13 protein-coding genes are annotated in these 21,822 nt (G+C 61.4%); 12 read left to right on the plus strand and 1 reads right to left on the minus strand.

Features of this window, described 5'->3' with window-relative positions:
• Nucleotides 1-191 precede the first annotated feature (191 nt).
• The 10 genes from AC07VV_RS04475 to AC07VV_RS04520 all read left to right on the plus strand — a co-directional run bounded on the left by AC07VV_RS04475 (nucleotide 192) and on the right by AC07VV_RS04520 (nucleotide 17,364).
• Nucleotides 192-1,649 (plus strand): serralysin family metalloprotease, encoded by a 1,458-nt coding sequence (locus AC07VV_RS04475; RefSeq protein ID WP_495035440.1) that lies wholly within the window; start codon nucleotides 192-194, stop codon nucleotides 1,647-1,649.
• A gap of 93 nt (nucleotides 1,650-1,742) precedes the next feature.
• Nucleotides 1,743-2,171, plus strand: a complete 429-nt coding sequence (locus AC07VV_RS04480; protein ID WP_158243853.1) for an AprI/Inh family metalloprotease inhibitor — start codon at nucleotides 1,743-1,745, stop codon at nucleotides 2,169-2,171.
• Nucleotides 2,172-2,375: 204 nt separating this feature from the next.
• Nucleotides 2,376-4,160, plus strand: a complete 1,785-nt coding sequence (locus AC07VV_RS04485; RefSeq protein WP_495035441.1) for a type I secretion system permease/ATPase — start codon at nucleotides 2,376-2,378, stop codon at nucleotides 4,158-4,160.
• A complete protein-coding gene (locus AC07VV_RS04490; protein WP_096820399.1) occupies nucleotides 4,157-5,506 on the plus strand; it encodes an HlyD family type I secretion periplasmic adaptor subunit in 1,350 nt (449 codons plus the stop codon). The genes AC07VV_RS04485 and AC07VV_RS04490 overlap by 4 nt, the downstream gene beginning before the upstream one ends.
• Before the next feature lie 2 nt (nucleotides 5,507-5,508).
• Nucleotides 5,509-6,873, plus strand: coding sequence for a TolC family outer membrane protein (locus AC07VV_RS04495; RefSeq protein WP_495035442.1), 1,365 nt, complete (start codon nucleotides 5,509-5,511; stop codon nucleotides 6,871-6,873).
• A gap of 42 nt (nucleotides 6,874-6,915) precedes the next feature.
• Complete coding sequence (gene eprS / locus AC07VV_RS04500; protein ID WP_495035443.1) at nucleotides 6,916-9,867, plus strand: autotransporter serine peptidase EprS; 2,952 nt, start codon at nucleotides 6,916-6,918, stop codon at nucleotides 9,865-9,867.
• 121 nt (nucleotides 9,868-9,988) lie between these two features.
• On the plus strand, nucleotides 9,989-13,075 hold the full coding sequence (locus tag AC07VV_RS04505) for an autotransporter domain-containing protein (RefSeq protein WP_495035444.1): 3,087 nt from the start codon (nucleotides 9,989-9,991) through the stop codon (nucleotides 13,073-13,075).
• Between the two features lie 57 nt (nucleotides 13,076-13,132).
• Complete coding sequence (locus AC07VV_RS04510; RefSeq protein WP_495035445.1) at nucleotides 13,133-14,821, plus strand: polyurethane esterase; 1,689 nt, start codon at nucleotides 13,133-13,135, stop codon at nucleotides 14,819-14,821.
• A gap of 151 nt (nucleotides 14,822-14,972) precedes the next feature.
• Nucleotides 14,973-16,826, plus strand: a complete 1,854-nt coding sequence (locus AC07VV_RS04515) for a polyurethane esterase (protein ID WP_495035446.1) — start codon at nucleotides 14,973-14,975, stop codon at nucleotides 16,824-16,826.
• Nucleotides 16,827-16,989: 163 nt separating this feature from the next.
• Nucleotides 16,990-17,364, plus strand: a complete 375-nt coding sequence (locus AC07VV_RS04520; protein WP_096820405.1) for a hypothetical protein — start codon at nucleotides 16,990-16,992, stop codon at nucleotides 17,362-17,364.
• 58 nt (nucleotides 17,365-17,422) lie between these two features.
• On the opposite strand, the gene AC07VV_RS04525 is transcribed toward AC07VV_RS04520, so the two are convergent.
• Nucleotides 17,423-17,647, minus strand: coding sequence for a YgdI/YgdR family lipoprotein (locus tag AC07VV_RS04525; RefSeq protein WP_495035447.1), 225 nt, complete (start codon nucleotides 17,645-17,647; stop codon nucleotides 17,423-17,425).
• Nucleotides 17,648-17,844: 197 nt separating this feature from the next.
• Between AC07VV_RS04525 and AC07VV_RS04530 the strand changes: the two genes are divergently transcribed.
• Both AC07VV_RS04530 and AC07VV_RS04535 read left to right on the plus strand, forming a co-directional pair.
• The gene (locus AC07VV_RS04530) at nucleotides 17,845-19,497 is read left to right on the plus strand and encodes a VRR-NUC domain-containing protein (RefSeq protein ID WP_495035448.1); all 1,653 of its coding nucleotides are present in this window, start codon (nucleotides 17,845-17,847) and stop codon (nucleotides 19,495-19,497) included.
• Nucleotides 19,494-21,812 (plus strand): ATP-dependent DNA helicase, encoded by a 2,319-nt coding sequence (locus tag AC07VV_RS04535; protein WP_495035449.1) that lies wholly within the window; start codon nucleotides 19,494-19,496, stop codon nucleotides 21,810-21,812. The genes AC07VV_RS04530 and AC07VV_RS04535 overlap by 4 nt, the downstream gene beginning before the upstream one ends.
• Nucleotides 21,813-21,822: the final 10 nt, after the last annotated feature.

Raw genomic sequence — 21,822 nt, forward strand, 5'->3', positions numbered from 1 at the left:
CCCGCCGCACGCGCTTTGTTTACGGGACTTTCCCGGAATAGTTCAATTTGATCTCAAAAAAACGCTAGACGTTAGATTTCAAATTGTGTCAGGTTTCTAACGCCTTCATTGGGCGAGTGATAGGACAATCTCGCCAGAGGTTGTCGCTATCGGACAAAAACTGTTCCATTGCTAAACAAGGAAGTGTGTTTATGTCGAAAGTAAAAGCTAATGCTATTGATACCGCCGAACAGGCTTTCCAGCTGAACGCGGCACCACTGGCCGCGCCAAGCTCGGCGTTCAACCAGATCAATAGCTTCAGCCATCAGTACGATCGTGGCGGCAACCTCACGGTCAATGGCAAACCCTCCTTCTCGGTGGATCAAGCCGCTACCCAACTGTTGCGAGACGGTGCCTCCTGGCACGACCTCGACGGCAGCGGCAAGATCGAACTGACCTATACCTTTCTGACGTCCAAAACCGCCAACTTCAGCGGCCTGGGAGTCACCGGTTTCAGTCAGTTCAGCGCCCTGCAGAAAACCCAGGCCGTGCTCGCCATGCAATCCTGGGCCGATGTCGCCAACGTGACATTTACCGAAGCAGCCAAGGGTGGCGACGGCCACATGACCTTCGGTAACTACAGCGGCGGCCAGGAAGGCGCGGCGGCGTTTGCATTCCTGCCAGGCACCGAGCCAGGCTATGACGGTCAGTCCTGGTACCTGACCGGCAGCGGATACGACGTCAACAAAACCCCGGGCCTGAACAACTACGGACGTCAGACCCTGACCCACGAAATTGGCCACACCCTGGGCTTGTCTCACCCTGGCGACTACAACGCCGGGACCGGCAACCCGACCTACAATGACGCGTCCTACGGGCAAGACACCCGCGGCTACAGCCTCATGAGTTACTGGAGTGAAAGCAACACCAGCCAGAACTTCAGCAAGGGCGGTGTGGAAGCCTATGCCTCCGGCCCGCTGATGGACGACATTGCCGCGATCCAGAAGCTCTACGGCGCCAACCTGACCACCCGTACCGGTGACACCACCTACGGCTTCAACTCCAACGCCGGTCGCGATTTCCTCAGCGCGTCCTCTTCGTCGGACAAGCTGGTGTTCTCGGTGTGGGATGCGGGCGGCAAGGACACCTTCGACTTCTCGGGTTTCACCCAGAACCAGAAGATCAACCTCAATGAAGCCTCGTTCTCCGACGTTGGCGGCCTGGTGGGCAACGTGTCCATCGCCAAGGGCGTCACCATCGAGAACGCCATCGGTGGCTCGGGCAACGACCTGATCATCGGTAACAGCGCAGCCAACGAACTCAAGGGCGGTGCCGGCAACGACATCATCTGGGGCGGCGGTGGCGCCGACAAGCTGTGGGGCGGCTCGGGTTCGGACACTTTCGTGTTCGCAGCCAGCTCCGACTCCAAGCCGGGTGCGATCGATCAGATCCTCGACTTTGTCAGCGGTCTCGACAAAATCGACCTGACCGGTATCACCAAAGGCGCAGGCCTGCACTTCGTCAGCGCCTTCACCGGTGCGGCGGGCGATGCAGTCCTGACTTCCTCGGGCGGCAACAGCCTGCTCTCGGTGGACTTCTCCGGGCACGGCGTGGCTGATTTCCAGGTCAGCACCGTTGGCCAGGCAGCGCTCAGCGACATCGTGGCGTGATGTGAACCGGGAAAGCGGCGCGTGATGCGCCGCTTTCTTCACTTGCATCGACTTGGCTGGTAAGCAAGGCTACGCGCCGGAGTGAAATTTCCTATGATCCAATTCGCTTTTACCCGCAAAGCGGCGGCGTACCTGTTGCCGGTGCTGATGATGATTTCTGGAGAAACAACTATGGCAAGCAGCCTGAGACTCGAAGACCCATCGGTATTTGCCGGACAGTGGCAAGCGACCCTGAGCGACCGCAACGACGCTCCCGAAGCCCAGGCTTTGCAAGACAAGCCGTCGAACACCTGCCTGATCGACCTTGAAGCCAACCAGACACTGGGCAAGGGCGCCGACTGCCTGAGCGCGTGGCTGCAGGACAGCGCCATCGGCTGGTTTCCCGATCCGGACGGTCTTTCGATCACCGGCAAGGAAGGCTCAAGAATCCAGTTTTTCAGCCGACAACGTGATGGGCTTTATCTGAGCACTTTGAAGTCAGGCCTGGTGATTACACTTGAGCGAGCTGCCAAACAGCCCTGATCACCGGAACCGACTCACAGTTCAAATATAAGGCACCCCGTTACAGTTATAAGCCTCTCTGCAATAACACGGACGCCGGTTTTAATCGCGAAAGTTGTTATCGAAGTGTAAGCGGACACTGTCGGTGTATGTCCCGCCCCGTGTGCGGGCTATTAATTGAAGTCTCGCCAAGCACGGCGGGGAATATCATTTCAGGAATAATCAATGAAGATGGCGAAGGCCCCAGCCACCGCTCCCTTATTCAAGGCATTGGGTGACTATAAAAGCATTCTGATCAGCGTCGGATGCTTTACCGCACTGATTAACGTGCTGATGCTGGTGCCCTCTATTTATATGCTTCAGGTCTATGACCGGGTGCTGTCTTCGCAAAACGAAACCACGCTGGCGATGCTCTCGCTGATGGTCGTGGGATTCTTCGCGTTCATCGGCCTGCTGGAAGTGGTGCGCAGCTTCATCGTGATCCGCATCGGCAGCCAGCTGGAGCGCCGCTTCAACCTGCGGGTCTATCAGGCCGCGTTCGAGCGCAACCTGTTCAAAGGCGAGGGCAATGCCGGCCAGTCCCTGGGCGACCTGACCCACATTCGCCAGTTCGTCACCGGGCCTGCGCTGTTCGCGTTCTTCGATGCGCCGTGGTTCCCGGTCTATCTGTTTGTGATTTATCTGTTCAACGTCTGGCTCGGCGTCCTCGCCACCGCCGGTGCGCTGCTGCTGATCGCCCTGGCGTGCCTCAACGAATACATGACCAAGAAGCCGCTGGGCGAAGCCGCCGGTTACTCGCAAAAATCCAGCCAGCTGGCCACCAGCCACCTGCACAACGCCGAAACCATTCAGGCCATGGGCATGCTCGGTTCTTTGCGTAAACGCTGGTTCCAGGTGCATTCGCGCTTCCTCGGCCTGCAAAACCAGGCCAGCGACACTGGCGCGGTAATCAGCTCGCTGAGCAAGACCTTGCGCCTGTGCCTGCAATCGCTGGTGCTGGGCCTGGGTGCCTTGCTGGTGATCAAGGGCGACATGACCGCCGGGATGATGATTGCCGGTTCCATCCTGATGGGCCGCGTGCTCAGCCCGATCGACCAGTTGATTGCCGTATGGAAACAGTGGAGCGGGGCGAAGCTGGCTTACCGCCGACTCGACTCCCTGCTGCAGGCTTATCCGCCGAGCGACGACGCCATGGCGCTGCCGCCGCCAAAAGGCCAGATCACTTTCGAACAAGTCAGCGCCGGCCCACCCGGGCAACGTACCGCGACCTTGCACATGGTCAATTTCAATCTGGCGGCCGGTGAAGTACTGGGCGTACTGGGTGCATCCGGTTCCGGCAAGTCGACACTGGCGCGGGTGCTGGTCGGCGTGTGGCCAACCCTCGGCGGCACGGTCCGCCTGGACGGCGCCGACATTCATCGCTGGAATCGCGATGATCTCGGCCCGTACATCGGCTACCTGCCGCAGGACATCGAATTGTTCAGCGGCACCATCGCCGAGAACATCGCCCGTTTCAGCGAGGCCGACCCGCAGAAGGTGGTGGCCGCCGCGCAACAGGCCGGCGTACACGAAATGATCCTGCGTATGCCGCAGGGCTACGACACGCAACTGGGCGAGGATGGCAGCGGCCTGTCCGGCGGCCAGAAGCAACGTGTAGCCCTGGCGCGTGCGCTGTACGGCACACCGAGTCTGGTGGTGCTGGATGAACCGAACTCCAACCTCGACACCGTCGGCGAAGCCGCATTGTCCAGCGCCATTGTGCAACTCAAGGCGCAGGGCACCACGGTGGTGCTGGTGACGCACCGTTCTTCGGTACTGGCCCAGGCCGACAAATTGCTGGTACTCGCCGATGGCCGTCTGCAAGCCTTCGGCCCGAGCCAGGATGTGCTCAAGGCGCTGTCCGGCAACCAGGCGCAACAGCCACAACAAACTGAAAAAACCGCGCAGGCACCGGGCGGGCTCAGCATGAGCCGGCAGTACCAGCCCACGACAAGGAATTCGGGTGTATGAGCAGCGCGAGCATGAACACTGAAAACGAAGCAACGATGGAACACGCGTACATCACTGAACGCCCTGAACGCGACGCGAAGTTCTTCGCCCGCATGGGCTGGATTCTGGCACTGGCCGGCGCCGGCAGTTTCTTTGCCTGGGCCGCACTGGCGCCGCTGGATCAAGGGATTCCTGTGCAAGGCACGGTGGTGGTCTCCGGTAAACGCAAAGCCGTGCAGTCGATGAGCAGCGGTGTGGTCAGCCGGATTCTGGTGCGCGAAGGCGAGATCGTGAAACAGGGTCAGCCGTTGTTCCGCCTCGACCAGACCCAGGTCGCCGCCGATGTGCAATCGCTGCAGGCGCAGTACCGCATGGCCTGGGCCAGCCTGGCACGCTGGCAGGCCGAGCGCGACAACCTCAAGCAGGTGACGTTTCCAGCAGAACTGAGCGACAACGCGGACCCGCGCCTGGCCCTGGTGCTGGAAGGTCAGCGCCAACTGTTCAGCAGCCGCCGCGAAGCGTATTCCCGCGAGCAGGCCGCACTGCGCGCCAGTATCGAAGGCGCCACTTCGCAACTGGCCGGCATGCGCCGCGCCCGTACCGATCTCAACGCCCAGGCCGACTCCCTGCAACAGCAGTTGAGCAATCTGCAACCGCTAGCGGACAACGGCTACATCCCGCGCAACCGTTTGATGGAGTACCAGCGTCAACTGTCGCAAGTGCAGCAGCAACTGGCTGAGAACACCGGCGAAAGCGGTCGTGTGGAGCAGGGCATTCTTGAGTCACGTCTGAAACTGCAACAGCACGGCGAGGAATACCAGAAGGAAGTCCGCACCCAACTGGCCGACGCGCAACTGAAAAGTGTCACCCTGTCCGAGCAACTGACCTCCGCCGGTTTCGATCTGCAACACAGCGAGATCGTGGCGACGTCGGACGGCGTTGCCGTCAACCTCGGTGTGCACACCGAAGGCGCCGTGGTCCGTCAGGGCGAAACCCTGCTGGAAATCGTTCCGCAAGGCACGCGCCTGGAAGTGGAAGGGCACCTGCCGATCAATTTGATCGACAAGGTCGGCACGCACCTGCCGGTAGACATCCTCTTTACCGCATTCAACCAGAGCAAGACACCGCGCGTTCCCGGCGAAGTCAGCCTGATTTCCGCCGACCAGATGGTCGATGAGAAAACCGGCGTGCCGTATTACGTGTTGCGCAGCAGCGTCAGCGATCAGGCCATGGAGAAACTCAACGGCCTGGTGATCAAGCCCGGCATGCCGGCGGAAATGTTCGTGCGCACTGGCGAACGTTCACTCCTCAACTACCTGTTCAAACCGCTGCTCGACCGGGCCGGCTCCGCGTTGACTGAAGAATAAGGATGTTCGGCTGTATGAATAAGCTTTCCATGCTGGCGGCAGCGTTCGCGCTGCTCGCGGGCAACAGTGCAGTGGCGGCCATGGGGCCGTTCGAGATCTACGAACAGGCGTTGCGCAATGACCCGGTGTTCCTCGGTGCGATCAAGGAACGTGATGCAGGCCTTGAAAACCGGGCCATTGGCCGCGCCGGGTTGTTGCCGAAAGTCGGTTACAACTACAACAAGGGCCACAACACCTCGAAGGTTACGCAGCTCACCGATCGCGGCAACTTTACTGAAAACCGCAACTACAACAGTTACGGTTCCAACCTGACCCTGCAACAACCGTTGCTCGACTACGAGGCCTACGCCGCGTATCGCAAAGGTGTGGCGCAGTCGCTGTTTGCCGACGAGAACTTCCGGGGCAAGAGCCAGGAACTGTTGGTGCGGGTGCTCGACAACTACACCAAGGCCTTGTTCGCCCAGGATCAGATCGACATCGCCCAGGCCAAGAAGAAGGCGTACGAGCAGCAGTTCCAGCAGAACGAACACATGTTCAAGCAGGGCGAAGGCACGCGGACCGACATTCTTGAAGCCGAATCGCGCTATGAACTGGCGACCGCCGAGGAAATCGAGGCCCGCAACGAACAGGATGCCGCGCTGCGTGAACTGGGTGCGCTGGTCGGTGTACCGACAGTTGACATCTCTGACCTGGCGCCCCTGGATCAGAACTTCCAGACCTTCGCGTTGATGCCGGCCAACTACGACACCTGGCACGAACTGGCGATCAGCAACAACCCGAACCTGGCGTCACAGCGCCAGGCCGTGGAAGTGGCCCGTTATGAAGTGGAGCGCAACCGCGCCGGGCACCTGCCGAAAGTCAGTGCCTACGCCTCGATGCGCCAGAACGAATCGGAAAGCGGCAACACCTATAACCAGCGCTACGACACCAACACCATCGGCATCGAAGTCAACGTGCCGTTGTATGCCGGTGGCGGGGTGTCGGCATCGACCCGTCAGGCCAGTCGCACCATGGAACAGGCCGAATACGAACTGGACGGCAAGACCCGCGAAACGCTGATCGAACTGCGTCGCCAGTTCAGTGCCTGCCTGTCCGGCGTCAACAAACTGCGCGCCTACCAGAAAGCCCTGACGTCGGCCGAAGCGCTGGTGGTCTCGACCAAGCAAAGCATTCTTGGCGGTGAGCGGACCAACCTGGACGCGCTGAACGCCGAACAACAACTATTTACCACCCGCCGCGATCTGGCCCAGGCACGCTATGACTACCTCATGGCCTGGACCAAATTGCATTACTACGCGGGCACCTTGAGCGAGCAGGATCTGGCTCGGGTGGACGAAGCATTCGGGCAAGGCCCACGGACGCAATAGCACCGTAGTTTTTACACAAAACAACAAAAACGAGTGGTGAACATGGACGTACGCTTCAAGCCGGCTTCGGTCGGCACCCTGTTGCTTGTGATTTTTATCAACCCGGCCCAGGCGCAATACGTGGACTCGGGCAAACCCGGCGATCCGGCCAGTTGGCGCTCCGCCGAATTCCTGCGGGACTGGGGGCTGGGCCGGATGCAGGCCGATCAGGCCTACGCCGCCGGTATCACCGGCAAGGGCGTGAAGATCGGCGCGCTGGACTCCGGTTTCGACGCGGCCCATCCCGAGTTCGCCAGCGACCGGTATCACCCGGTATCAGCCAGCGGCAGCTATATCGATGGCTCGCTGTTCACGGTCAACGGCACGCTTAACCCGAACAACGATTCTCACGGCACACACGTGGTCGGCACCATGGGCGCTTCCCGTGATGGCAGCGGGATGCACGGCGTGGCGTTCAATGCGCAGATTTACGTCGGCAACACCAACAAGAACGATAGTTTCCTGTTCGGCCCCAATCCTGACCCGCGTTACTTCAAAGCGGTGTACGACGCCCTGGCCGATGCCGGCGTGCGGGCGATCAACAACAGTTGGGGCAGTCAGCCACCGGATGTCAGCTATCGAACCCTGGCTGATCTGCACGCCGCTTACGCCCAGCACTGGAACAAAGGCACCTGGCTCGATGCCGCCGCCGATGTTTCGCGTCGCGGTGTGATCAACGTGTTCAGCGCCGGTAACAGCGGTTACCCCAACGCCAGCGTGCGTTCGGCGCTGCCGTATTTTCAGCCGGACCTGGAAGGCCATTGGCTGGCCGTGTCAGGGCTGGATCAAAGCAATCAGCAGAAGTACAACCAGTGCGGCATCGCCAAGTACTGGTGCATCACCACGCCGGGGGCAAAGATCGACAGCACCATTCCCGACGGCGGTTACGCGATCAAGTCCGGCACCTCGATGGCCGCGCCCCATGCTACCGGCGCCCTGGCGCTGGTGATGGAGCGTTACCCGTACATGAACAACCAGCAGGCGCTGGAAGTGTTGCTGACCACCGCCACTCAACTCGACGGCAGCGTGACGAGCGCACCGACCGACCGGGTCGGCTGGGGCGTCGCCAACCTGAAGCGGGCGATGGGCGGACCGGGGCAATTGCTCGGCGCGTTCGACGCAAATCTGGCCACCGGGCAACGCGATGTGTGGAGCAACGATATCTCCGACAAGGCACTGATCCAGCGCCAGAGCGAAGACCTCGCCGAGCACAGCGCCTGGCAGCAAACCCTGCAAGACAAAGGTTGGCAGAACGGCGTTTCGGCAGGCGCGAGCCAACAGGACCATACCGACTATGCGGTCGGTATGGCGCGTGATGCGGCCGCCGCCAATCGGGTGTATCAGGGCAGCCTGATCAAGTCCGGCGCCGGGCACTTGGTCCTGACCGGCGACAGCACCTATCGCGGCCCGACCACAATCAATGGCGGTCTGCTGAGCGTCAACGGTTCGCTGACGTCCGCCGTTACGGTCAATGACAACAGCACCCTCGGTGGTTCCGGGCGGATCGGCGCGTTGATCGCCAACAGCGGCGCACGGGTGGCGCCGGGCAATTCCATCGGCACCTTGAGTGTGGCCGGTGACGTGACCTTCGCGCCGGGCTCGACCTACGCGGTGGAGCTCTCACCGACTGCCAGTGACCGCATCGTCGCCGGCGGCACGGCTTCCATCAGCGGCGCCACCGTCAGCCTGTCGCTGGAAAACAGCCCGACCTTGCTCAGCACCTCAGAAGCGAAAAGCCTGCTCGGTCATCAGTACGACATTCTGCAAGCGGCCGGTGGCATCCAGGGTCAGTTCGGCGCCGTGGTGCCGGACTACCTGTTCATCGGTGGCAGTCTCGCGTACAGCGGCAACGGCATCACGCTGAATGTCGAGCGCAACGCAACGTCCTTTGCCAGCGTCGGCCAGACCCCGAATCAGCGGGCCGTGGCCAGCGCCGTCGAAGGCATGGGTGCCGGTAACTCCGTGTACGAAAGCCTGTTGCTGTCGGCCACCGCCAGCGATGCGCAGCAAGCCTTCAAGCAACTGAGCGGGGAAATCTACCCGGCCCTCGGTTCGGTGCTGATCAACGACAGCCGCCAACTGCGCGACGCCATCGGCGAACGCCTGCACGATGCAAACGCCGCGCAAAGCAACGGCTGGATCAAGGCCCTCGGCGCCTGGGGCACCACCGATTCACAACACGACACCGCCGGCTACAGCACATCCATCGGCGGCCTGCTGGCAGGCGTCGACGGTGCATTGGATGAGCAGACGCGCATCGGTCTGGTCACCGGTTACAGCGACAGCTCGTTGAGCATGGGCTCTGGCACGCATTCTTCGGCCAAGGTCGACAGCTATCACCTCGGCGCTTACGCCGGGCACAACATCGGCAACTGGCGCCTGAGCACCGGCGCGGCCTACAGCTGGCATCGCGCCGACGTCAAACGTGATCTGCAATACGGCGACGTCAGCGCCAAACAGAAAGCCAAGGTCGATGCCGCCACCACTCAGGTGTTCGGCGAAGCGGCCTATCGACTGAACCTGCAACCGCTGGCCCTGGAGCCGTTCGCCAATCTGGCCTACGTGCATCTGGACAGCGACGGTTTCACCGAGAAGGGCGACGCTGCGGCATTGAAAAGCAGTGGCGACCAGCGTGATGCGGTGCTCAGCACCCTCGGCGCCAGAGCGATCAAGACGATCAGCCTGTCGGGCACGCAAAAACTCGATGTCAGCGGCCATCTCGGCTGGCAGCACAGCCTCACCGACATCGAGGCCGAGCAGCATTTGCGTTTCGCCAGCGGCAGCGCGCCGTACAGCGTCGAAAGTTCGCCGCTGGTACGCGACGCGGCGCTGGTCGGCGTGCAGGCCAGCCTCGCGCTGAGCCGCGACGTGCGGGTGAACCTTGATTACAACGGACAACTGGCCAACCGCGAGAAGACTCACGGCGTTGGCCTGAGCCTCAACTGGCAGTTCTGACTGATCGTTCCCACGCTCTGCGTGGGAACGCCTCACGGGCTGCATTCCCACGCGGGAGCGTAGGAACGATCAGGTTCTGAACAAACGGATTTTGTGCAACATCACTAAGGAAGGTCGCTGGATGAAAAATAACAACACCCCCGCGCAATCGGGTGGATGCTTTCGCCTGAAAACTCTCAATCGCGCCTTGCTTTGCGCCTTGGCCACCTGGGGTAGCGCACACGCTGCGCCCTATGTGGAAAGCGGCCGGGCAGGGGATGCCGCCAGTTGGCGCAGCACCGAGTTCCAGGCGGATTGGGGCCTGGGCGCAATCGGCGCGGATTACGCCTACGCCGCCGGTTACACCGGCAAAGGCGTGAAGCTGGGGATCTTTGACCAGCCGGTGTACGCCGCGCACCCGGAGTTTTCCGGGCCGAACAAAGTGGTGACCCTGGTCACCAGCGGCATTCGTGAATACACCGACCCGTACATTCCGGTCAAAGCCGGGGACGCGTTCCGTTATGACGGTTCGCCCTCGGTCGGTTCCGACGGCAAGCTTGGCGCCCACGGCACCCACGTTGGCGGCATCGCCGCCGGCAGCCGTGACGGTGGGCCGATGCACGGCGTGGCGTTCGGTGCGCAGATCATCAGCGCCGACAACGGCGACCCGGGTCCGGAAGATGGCATCGTGCGCGGCAACGACGGCGCGGTGTACAAGGCCGGCTGGGATGCGCTGATCGCCAGTGGCGCGCGGATTATCAACAACAGCTGGGGGATCGGCATCACCGACCGTTTCGACCTCGGCGGCCGTGACCCGGCGCACCCGCACTTCACCGTCAACGACGCGCAATTGCAATTCAACGAAATCCGCACACTGCTGGGGACCAAACCGGGCGGCGCCTACGACGGTGCAATCGCCGCCGCGCGCAGCGGTATCGTGACGATTTTCGCGGCGGGCAACGACTACAACCTGAACAACCCGGACGCCATCGCCGGCCTCGGTTACTTCGTGCCGGACATCGCGCCGAACTGGATCACCGTCGCCGCACTGCAAAAGAACCCGGATCTGGCCAGTGCCAATCCCTACATCATGAGTACATTCTCTTCGCGCTGCGGCTACACCGCGAGTTTCTGCGTCTCGGCACCGGGTACGAAAATCTACAGCTCGATCATTGAAGGCACCAACGCCGACAACCTGACCACCGGCTACAAAAACTACAACGGCACCTCGATGGCCGCGCCGCACGTGGCCGGTTCCATGGCGGTGTTGATGGAGCGTTTCCCGTATATGTCCGGTGATCAGGTTGCCAGCGTGTTGCGCACCACGGCCACTGACCTTGGCGCACCGGGCATCGACGCCCTGTACGGCTGGGGCATGATCAACCTGCGCAAGGCCATCGACGGCCCGTCGATGTTCGTCACTGAGCAGGACATCCCGACGGAGTTCCGCATCCAGGGCGCCTATGGCTCCGGCCAGTTCGTGGCCGACCTGCCAGGCATCGGCGCGATCATCGACGCCGGCAAACCCACCGAGCGCGTGTGCACCGACATCACTTGCGGTCTCGACACCTGGCGCAATGACATTTCCGGTCACGGCGGTTTGACCAAGCAAGGCATCGGCACCCTGGTCATGACCGGCGCCAACACCTACACCGGTCCGACCCTGGTCAATCAGGGGCGACTGGCAATCAATGGCTCGCTGCAATCGGCGGTCACGGTCAACGATGGTGGCATCCTCGGCGGTAACGGGCACATCGCGGCACTGACCGCGAAGAGCGGCGGTATCGTCGCGCCGGGCAACTCAATCGGCACCTTGAACGTGGCCGGTGACGTGACCTTCGAACCGGGTTCGACCTATTCCGTCGAAGTCTCGCCGACCAGCAGCGACCGCGTTGTCGCTGGCGGCACGGCAACCATTGAAGGCGCAACGGTCGCCCTGACCCTGGAAAACAGCCCGACACTGCTGACCACCGGCGAGGTGAAATCCCTGCTCGGCAGCCAGTTCAACATTCTGCAGGCGGCGGGCGGCATTCAAGGTCGCTTCGGTCAGGTCTTGCCGAGCTATGCGTTTCTCGGCGGCACCCTCGATTACTCCTCGGGCGGTGTTCAACTGGACGTCGGGCGTAACGGCGCGTCGTTCGCCAGTGTCGGCCTGACCCCGAACCAGCGTGCCGTCGGTGCAGCCGCCGAACGTCTGGGCGCGGGCAATGCGTTGTTCGAAACCCTGTTGCTGTCGCCGACAGCCGCTGTCGCGCAGGACGCTTTCCAGCAACTGTCCGGCGAGATCCATCCGGCCATCGGCACCATGCTGATCAACGACAGCCATTACCTGCGCGATGCCGTGGGCGAACGTCTGCGCGAGCGGGATCTGTTCGACGCCGGTGCACCGACCGATGACCGCAGCAACGCCTGGCTCAAAGTGCTGGGCGCCTGGGGCAAGAGCGATGGCGGCTATAAAAATGCCGACTCCAACAGCTCCATCGGCGGCTTGCTGGCCGGCGTCGACGGTTTGATCGCTGAAGATACACGTCTGGGTTTCGTTACCGGTTATAGCGACAGCTCTTTGAACATGGGCAAAGGTACACATTCGTCTGCATCGGCCGATAGCTATCACTTGGGTGCGTACCTGGGGCATCAGATCGATGCGCTGCGCCTGACTGCCGGCGCGGCTTACAGCTGGCATCGCATCGACGTCAAACGTGATCTGCAATTCGCGGGTGTCAGCGGCAAGCAGAAAACCAAACGCGATGCGACCACCGCGCAACTGTTCACAGAAGCAGCCTACGATCTCGGTCTGCAACCGATGAATCTGGAGCCGTTCGCCAACCTGGCTTACGTGCACCTGAACAGCGACAGCTTCACCGAGAAGGGTGATGCCGCCGCACTGAAGGGCGGTGAAGATAACCGCGACGCCGTGCTGTCGACCCTCGGCGTTCGCGCCAAGCGCACGTTTGCCCTGTCGGACAAACATCAGCTTGAACTGGGCGCGACACTGGGCTGGCAGCACAACCTGAGCAGCGTGGATTCCGACAGCCACTTGGCCTTCGTCAATGGCAACAGTGCGTTCACCGTGCAAAGTGTGTCGATGGATCGAGATGCAGCGGTGGTCGGCGTACGCGCCGGGCTGGCGCTGAATCGCGATGTCCGGGTCAACCTGGACTACAACGGACTGATCGGTTCGAACGAGAAGGACCACGGTGTGGGCCTGACGCTGGACTGGCAGTTCTAAGGTGTAGCGGCAGTTCGGCAAAGAACTGCCGTTTTTGAAAGGAAGAGAGAGCACGACATGGGACTGTTTGACTACAAAAATGCCGACGGCAAAGCGTTGTACAGCGATGCCATCGCACTGACGCTGTATTCCTACACGCCAACCGGGCAGGCTTTGCCCGGCACCGGTTGGGCGCCACTGGGCGCCACGGCACTGGGTTATCAAGGAAAGACCGACGCGAAAGGAACGTTCTTCGGCGAGAAGGACGGCTTCACCAGCGCCGAGGCGGAGGTGCTCGGCAAATATGACGCGGCGGGCAAGCTGATCGGTATCGGCGTGGCCTTTCGCGGCACGGGCGGGCTGGATTACAGCGACACCTTTGGCGACATGAAAAACAACCTGCTGGCAGCGATCGGGCCGGTGGATTACGCCACCAACTACGCGAAAAACGCCTTCGACAACCTGCTGAAGGCTGTGGCCGCGTTTGCCACGGCCCATGGCATCGCCGCCAAGGACGTGCTGATCAGCGGCCACAGCCTCGGTGGTCTCGGGGTCAACAGCGTGGCTGATTTGAGCGCGAGCAACTGGGGCGGGTTCTTCAAGGACGCCAACTACATTTCGTTTGCCTCGCCGACCCAGAGCAACACCGGCACCAACGTGCTGAACATCGGCTACGAGAACGATCCGGTGTTCCGTGTGCTCGACGGCACCACGTTCAGCACGGCGTCGATGGGCAAACACGACAAGCCGCACGACTCGACCACCGACAACATCGTCAACTTCAACGATAACTACGCGTCCACCGCGCAGAACCTGGTGCCGTTCAGCATCGTCAATCCGCTGAACTGGTCGGCCCATAGCTCGCTGGGGTATGCCGATGGCCTGAACCGGGTGATCGACTCAAAGTTCTATAACCTCACCAGTCAGGACTCGACCATTATCGTGTCCAACCTGGAAGCGTCCTCCCGGGGCAAGACCTGGGTCGAAGATCTGGGCCGCAGCGGCGAGACGCACACCGGCAGCACCTTCATCATCGGCACCGACAGCAACGACTGGCTCAAGGGCGGGGCGGGCAACGACTTCCTCGAAGGACGCGCCGGTGATGATCTGTTCCGCGATGACGGTGGCTTCAACATCCTGCTCGGCGGCCAGGGCCATAACACCTTCGACCTGCAGAAACCGTTGCAGAACTTCAGTTTCGCCAACGACGGTGACGGCACCCTGTACGTGCGCGACGCCTACGGCGGCATCAGCATGACTCGCGACATCGGCGCGCTGGTGAGCAAGGAGTCGGGGTCGTGGTGGAGCAGCAAGGAAATCACCTGGACCGTCACCGGCAAAGGCCTGGCCAACGGCGCCGAGCTGACCCAGTACAACCATTCGCTCAATGGCGGCGCACTCGGCGACACGCTGAAAGCCACCGCTGACGGCGACTGGCTGTTCGGCCTGGGCGGCGACGATCACTTGTTCAGCGACAAGGCCCACGTGACCTTCGTCGGCGGCGCCGGCAACGACGTGATGAATGCGGTAGGTGGCAACAACACTTTCCTGTTCAGCGGCGCCTTCGGCTTCGATGCGATCAATGGCTACCAGGGCAGCGACAAACTGGTGTTCATGGGCGTTCAGGGCGCAGGGCAGGGCTACGACTACAAGCAACACGCTTCGCAGTCCGGCGCCGATACCGTGCTGAAGATTGGCGACTATGCCGTGACCCTGATCGGGGTGGGTGTGGCTAACCTGTCCGACTCGAGTTTCGTGTTCGCCTGATTCCGTATGGGAACCACCGTGGCTTGCGGCGGTTCCCATTGGGGTTGCATGACACAAATGTTGTAACTGAAATGCTCCGGAACGCCTCGGGAGGGGCGCTTTGGTTGTGAGCTATCTCTGAATAATTCCAACAAAGAGAGAGGCAACAGCAATGGGTGTGTACGACTACAAGAACTTCAGCTCAGCGGATTCCAAGGCGTTGTTCACTGATGCCATGGCCATCACGCTGTACTCCTATCACAACCTCGACAACGGTTTCGCTGTCGGGTATCAACACAACGGCTTCGGCCTCGGCCTGCCGGCCACGCTGGTTTCGGCGCTGATCGGCGGCACGGATTCGCAAGGCGTGATTCCCGGACTCCCGTGGAACCCCGACTCGGAAAAACTCGCTCTGGACGCCGTGAAAAAGGCTGGCTGGACGCCCATCACCGCCTCGCAACTGGGTTATGAAGGCAAGACCGATGCTCGCGGAACCTTCTTCGGCGAAAAGGCCGGCTACACCAGCGCGCAAGTGGAAATCCTCGGCAAGTACGACGCCCAGGGCCATCTCACGGAAATCGGCATCGCGTTTCGCGGCACCAGCGGCCCGCGGGAAATCCTGATCGGCGACTCCATCGCCGACGCCATCAATGACCTGCTCGCAGCGTTCGGTCCCAAGGATTACGCCAAGAACTACGTTGGTGAAGCCTTCGGCAACCTGCTGAACGATGTGGTGGCCTTCGCCAAGGCCAACGGTCTCACCGGCAAGGACGTGCTGGTCAGTGGTCACAGCCTCGGCGGCCTGGCGGTCAACAGCATGGCGGACTTGAGCGGCGGCAAATGGGGCGGGTTCTTCCAGGACTCCAACTACATCGCCTACGCCTCGCCGACCCAGAGCAGCACCGACAAAGTGCTCAACGTCGGCTACGAGAACGACCCGGTGTTCCGCGCGCTCGACGGCTCGACCTTCACCGGTGCATCGCTCGGCGTACACGACGCGTCGAAAGTGTCGGCGACCGACAACATCGTCAGCTTCAACGACCACTACGCTTCGAACGTGTGGAACGTGCTGCCATTCTCGATCGTCAACGTCCCGACCTGGATCTCGCACCTGCCGACTGCCTACGGCGACGGCATGAACCGGGTGATCGAGTCGAAGTTCTACGACCTCACCAGCCGTGACTCGACGATCATCGTCGCCAACCTGTCGGACCCGGCGCGGGCCAACACCTGGGTGCAGGACCTCAACCGCAACGCCGAAACCCACAAGGGCAGCACCTTCATCATCGGCAGCGACGGCAACGACCTGATCCAGGGCGGTAGCGGCAATGACTACCTCGAGGGCCGCGCCGGAAACGACACGTTCCGTGACAGCGGCGGCTACAACGTCATTCTTGGCGGCGCCGGCAACAACACCCTCGACTTGCAGCAGTCGGTGAACAAGTTCGACTTCGCCAACGACGGCGCCGGCAACCTGTATGTCCGCGATGCCAACGGCGGGATCAGCATCACCCGCGACATCGGCAGCATCGTCACCAAGGAGCCGGGGTTCCTCTGGGGCCTGTTCAAGGACGACGTGACCCACAGCGTCACGGCGGATGGCCTGAAGGTCGGCAACAACGTCACCCAGTACGAGTCGAGCGTGAAGGGCACCAGTGGCGTCGACACCCTCAAGGCGCACGCCAGCGGTGACTGGCTGTTCGGCCTGGACGGCAACGATCACCTGATCGGTGGCGTGGGCAATGACGTGTTTGTCGGCGGCACCGGCAATGACCTGATGGAGTCGGGTGGCGGGGCGGATACGTTCCTGTTCAACGGCGCGTTCGGCCAGGACCGGGTGGTGGGTTACACCGCCAACGACAAACTGGTGTTTCTCGGCGTGCAGGGCGTGTTGCCGGGCGATGACTTCCGTGCCCATGCCACCTCGGTGGGGCAGGATACGGTGCTGAAGTTTGGCGGTGATTCCGTGACGCTGGTCGGGGTTTCGCTGAGCAGTCTCAGTGCCGATGGCATCGTGATCGCCTGATGGTGGATGTGGAGAGGGAATTTTTCCCCTCTCCACTTCAAAAGTGACTCACTGGCCACTACCTGACTCAAACCCCTGCACAAACAGGAAATGCGGACTAAAGCCAATGACGCTGTAACCGTCATCTATAGGCAAGCCGCCATTGAGTACAGGAGATTCAAACGTGAAAGGTTTCAAGGGGTATATCGGTATCGTCGGGTTGGCGCTGCTTTCGGCCAACGCCTGGGCCGACTTGCCTCACAGCTCGATTCTGAGCCGCTACGGCGTCAGTACCGATGAATTGCCAAAGCCGGTCGAAAGCGATGAAGTCAAACCCGTTGAAGAGAAAAGCCGCTTTCATATTCAGCCCGAACAACCGTTCGTGACCGTTCGTATCGGCGAAAACAATGAGCCCGAAATGACCGGCAACCTGAGCATCGACCGCATGGCGCAACAGGAGCGTCAACGTTGCCAGCGCTTGCAGGAAGAAATGGTCCGGCGCGGTGAACGCGCGTTGAACTGCGACGGCACGCTTCCGGGCATGGCATTACCCCGCTGAAGAATGCAAAAAAGGCTGCGCTCCAACAGGATTGCAGCCTTTTTTGATGGGGTAACCGTCAATCTTCCTTGCGCACCGTGGCCACTTCGTCGGACTTCACGCGGATCTTCGCGCCGGAAATGTCCCGGAACTCATAAAAACCATCTTCCGACTTGGTCTTCGGCATGTCCTGGGTCAAATACTGCGTGCCGTTCTGCAACGTCACCACCGTCGGGGTCGAGCAACCGGCCAACGTTATCAGCGCTGCTGCCGCCAACGGCATACACAATGTCTTGAAATTCATACCCAGCGTTCCTCATTCAATTCGACCGATGCCGGTCTTCTAACGCGGTTGGTGCCGAATAGCCCGCAAAAGTTCGATGGACTGGCGAAAAAACCCGGATCGCGGATGCCACTGATCCTTTTCCGTTTGCACCCGGCGGGGCGGAACTGGTATCTGTACGCATAACCAGTACTCGTTCGCCATGGCCCTTTATCACCGTGACTTCCAGCCCCCTCGACGATCCGTTCTATTACCTCAACAACTTCCGGCAAGTGCTTGACTGGCTTGAGCTTCGTTATGCCGATGTGATGAGCGAAACGGAACATGCTTTCATCCGCGACTTCAAGGCACTGCCTCGCGGGTCCCAGGGTTTGCTGGTGCGGATGGTGATGCGCAAGGGCGTGCATTTTCGGGCGGGCAAGCTCAGTTATGCGGAAATTGGCGACATCGCGTTGGCCGCGCAGCCGTTGCTCGATCATGGCTGGCTGGATGAGCAGGCGCTGCTGTCGATGCCGGAGCTGTTCGATCTGTGTTTGAAGGCCGAAGTCCTGCAAGCCTTCGGCCCGGCCATCAACGAACCGAAGGGACGGAAAGTTGACTGGCTGCCGGTCCTGCATGAGCAGTTTCCCGAATCACGCCGCTGGCACGACTGGTGCCCGCAAATCGCGGATCGGCTGTTCAGCCTGACGCTGATGGATTTGTGCGACCGGTTTCGCCTGATGTTCTTCGGCAATCTCTACCAGGACTGGTCGGAGTTCGTCCTCGCCGATCTCGGGATTTTCACCTACGAAAAAGTCGAGTTCAGCGCTGACTCCCGAGGCCTGCGCAGCCGGGCCGACGTCGATGCCTGCCTGTTCCTGCACGACTGTCAGCAACGTTTCGAAGCGGGCGAGGCGCTGGAGCCGATTGCCGAAGAGCTGAGCGTTTTGCAGTTCGACAACCCGTGGCTGCAACGTCGGCTCGGCAAGCTGCTGTTCCAGATCGGCCAGCACTGCGAACGCATCGCGGAATTTGCCTTGGCCCTGAGCCTTTATCGCGACTGCGCCTATCCCGGCGCGCGGTTGCGGATGATTCGGGTGCTGGAGCGCTGTGGCGAATATGCCCTGGCGCTGGAACTGGGCACGCTGGCCGAACAGGCGCCGGAAAGCGCCGCCGAACAGCAGGGTCTGCAACGGGCGTTGCCACGTCTGCGGCGCAAACTCGGCGGGCCGGCGCTCAAACGTGTTGCGCCAAGACCGGTGGAACGGCTGGATCTGCACTTGGAACGGCTCGATCCGGCGCTGTCGGTGGAATATCACGTGCAGGCGCATCTGCATGAAGACGCAGGCCCGGTGCATTACGTGGAAAACAGCCTGATCAACTCACTGTTCGGCCTGCTGTGCTGGCCGGCGGTATTTGCGCCGCTGCCGGGCGCGTTTTTCAATCCGTTCCAGCGTGGGCCGGCGGACTTGCTCCATGAAGATTTCCAGGGGCGTCGGGCCGAACTGTTCGAGGCCTGCCTGGCGGAACTCGACGACGGCCGTTATGCCGACACCATCCGCAGCCGATTTGCCACCAAGTGGAGCATCCAGTCGCCCTTCGTGTTCTGGGGGGCGCTCAATGAAGAACTGCTGGAACAAGCGCTGACCTGCCTGCCGGCCGAACACCTCAAGCACTGGTTCAATCGCCTGTTGCTGGACATCAAGGCCAACCGCGCCGGCATGCCGGACTTGATCCAGTTCTGGCCGCAACACAAGACCTACCGGATGATCGAAGTCAAAGGCCCCGGTGACCGCCTGCAGGACAACCAGTTGCGTTGGCTGGAGTTCTGCCATACGCATCAGATGCCAGTGGCCGTGTGTTACGTGCAATGGGCGGAGCAGGGCGCTTGAGCTACAGCATTGCGGTGCGGGCGCTGTGCGAATTCACTGCCAAGAGCGGCGACCTCGACTTGCGCTTCACACCGTCACCCACGGCGCTGGAAGGTATTGCCGGCCACCGCACCGTCGCCTCGCGGCGCAATGACGCCTATCAGAGCGAAGTCGCGCTGGAAGGTGAATACCGCACGCTCAGGGTCAAGGGCAGGGCAGACGGCTATGACCCGACGCAGAACTGCCTGGAGGAAGTCAAAACCTATCGCGGTGACCTGAGCAAACAACCGGCCAATCACCGCGCGCTGCACTGGGCTCAAGCGAAGATCTACGGTTGGCTGATGTGCTGCCGGTTGCAGCTTGAACAGATCAATCTGGCGCTGGTGTACTTCGATATCGTCAGCGAAAAGGAAACCTGTCTGGTCGAGGCCTTTAGCGCCGAAACCTTGCGCGAATTCTTCGAACAACAATGCGGCTTGTTCCTGGCATGGGCCGAACAGGAAATGGCCCAGCGTGGGGCCCGCAATCACGCGGCACAGCAACTGAGCTTTCCCCATGCCGATTTCCGCCCCGGCCAGCGTCATCTCGCCGAGTCGGTGTTCAAAGCCGTCAGCACCGGCCGCTGCCTGATGGCCCAGGCCCCCACCGGTATCGGCAAGACCCTTGGCACGCTGTTCCCGATGCTCAAGGCGCTCGCGCCGCAGCAACTGGACAAGGTGTATTTCCTGACCGCCAAGACCCCGGGACGCAAACTGGCACTGGATGCGGCGCAGGTGCTGTTCGATCGCAGCGAAACCCTGCCACTGCGGGTGCTGGAAATGGTCGCCCGGGACAAGGCGTGCGAGCATCCCGACAAGGCCTGTCACGGTGAGTCCTGCCCGTTGGCCCAGGGCTTTTACGACCGACTGCCGGCCGCACGTGAAGCCGCCAGCCGATTGCAGTTGATGGATCAGGCAGCGCTCCGCGATGTTGCCGCGCAACACTCGGTGTGCCCGTATTACCTGAGCCAGGAAATGGCGCGCTGGGCCGATGTGGTGGTCGCGGACTACAACTATTACTTCGATTTCAGCGCGCTGCTGTTCGGCCTGGCCCAGCTCAATCAATGGAAGGTCGCGGTGCTGGTAGACGAGGCGCACAACCTGGTCGAGCGCGGGCGGCAGATGTACAGCGCCACCCTCGATCAGGCGATCTTCAATGGCGTACGCAACACCGCGCCCGAGGCCTTGAAAAAGCCCTTGCAGCGGGTCAACCGTGAATGGAATGCCCTGCACAACGCGCAACTGGCGCCGTATCAGGCTTACGACAAGGCGCCGGAAAAACTGCTGCAAGCGATCACGTCGTGCAGCGCGAGCATCGGCGATTACCTCAACGACCACCCGCAAGGACTCGACAGTGGCTTGCAGAATGCCTACTTCGAAATGCTGCAATTCGGTCGCGTAGCGGAGTTGTTCGACGCGCACTACCTGTTCGACATCAGCAAGCGCGACCTCGACCGCAAACGCCCGTTGTCGCAACTGTGCCTGCGCAACGTGGTACCGGCCGCGCTGCTCGGCCCGCGCCTGAAAGCGGCACGCAGCACCGTGCTGTTCTCCGCGACCCTCAGCCCGCGCCACTATTATGCAGACTTGCTCGGCACCCCGGCCGACACGGTGTGGATCGACGTTGAATCGCCGTTCAGCGCCGAGCAGTTGCAGGTGCGGATCATCAGCCAGATCTCCACCCGGTTCACCCATCGTCAGGCGTCGCTGGAGCCGATTGTCGAACTGATCGCCCGCCAGTTTGGCGAGCGCCCGGGCAACTACCTGGCGTTCTTCAGCAGCTTCGATTACCTGCAACAGGTCGCGCAATTGCTCGCCGAACGGCATCCGCAGATCACGCTATGGCTGCAATCGCGAGGCATGGCCGAAGGACAGCGGCAGGCGTTTCTCGATCAGTTCACGGCGCACAGCCAGGGCATCGGTTTTGCGGTGCTCGGCGGCGCGTTCGGCGAAGGCATCGACTTGCCCGGCGCCCGGCTGATCGGTGCCTTTGTCGCCACGCTGGGGCTGGCGCAGCTCAACCCGGTCAACGAACAGATGAAACGGCGCATGGCGGCGATCTTCGGTGCCGGTTATGACTACACCTACCTGTTCCCCGGCGTGCAGAAAGTGGTGCAGGCCGCCGGGCGGGTGATCCGCACTCAGCAGGATCGAGGCGTGGTCATGCTGATCGACGACCGTTTCGCCGAGAGCCGGATCAAGCAGTTGTTGCCGCGCTGGTGGCAGCTCGATCATGCAGATGCGCCTTTCCAATCCGCCGGTTTGACGCATACTCCTGTTATTGAAAATCTGCTTTGAGCCAAGCCTG

It is taken from the genome of Pseudomonas sp. GW821-FHT02C04 (assembly GCF_059421845.1).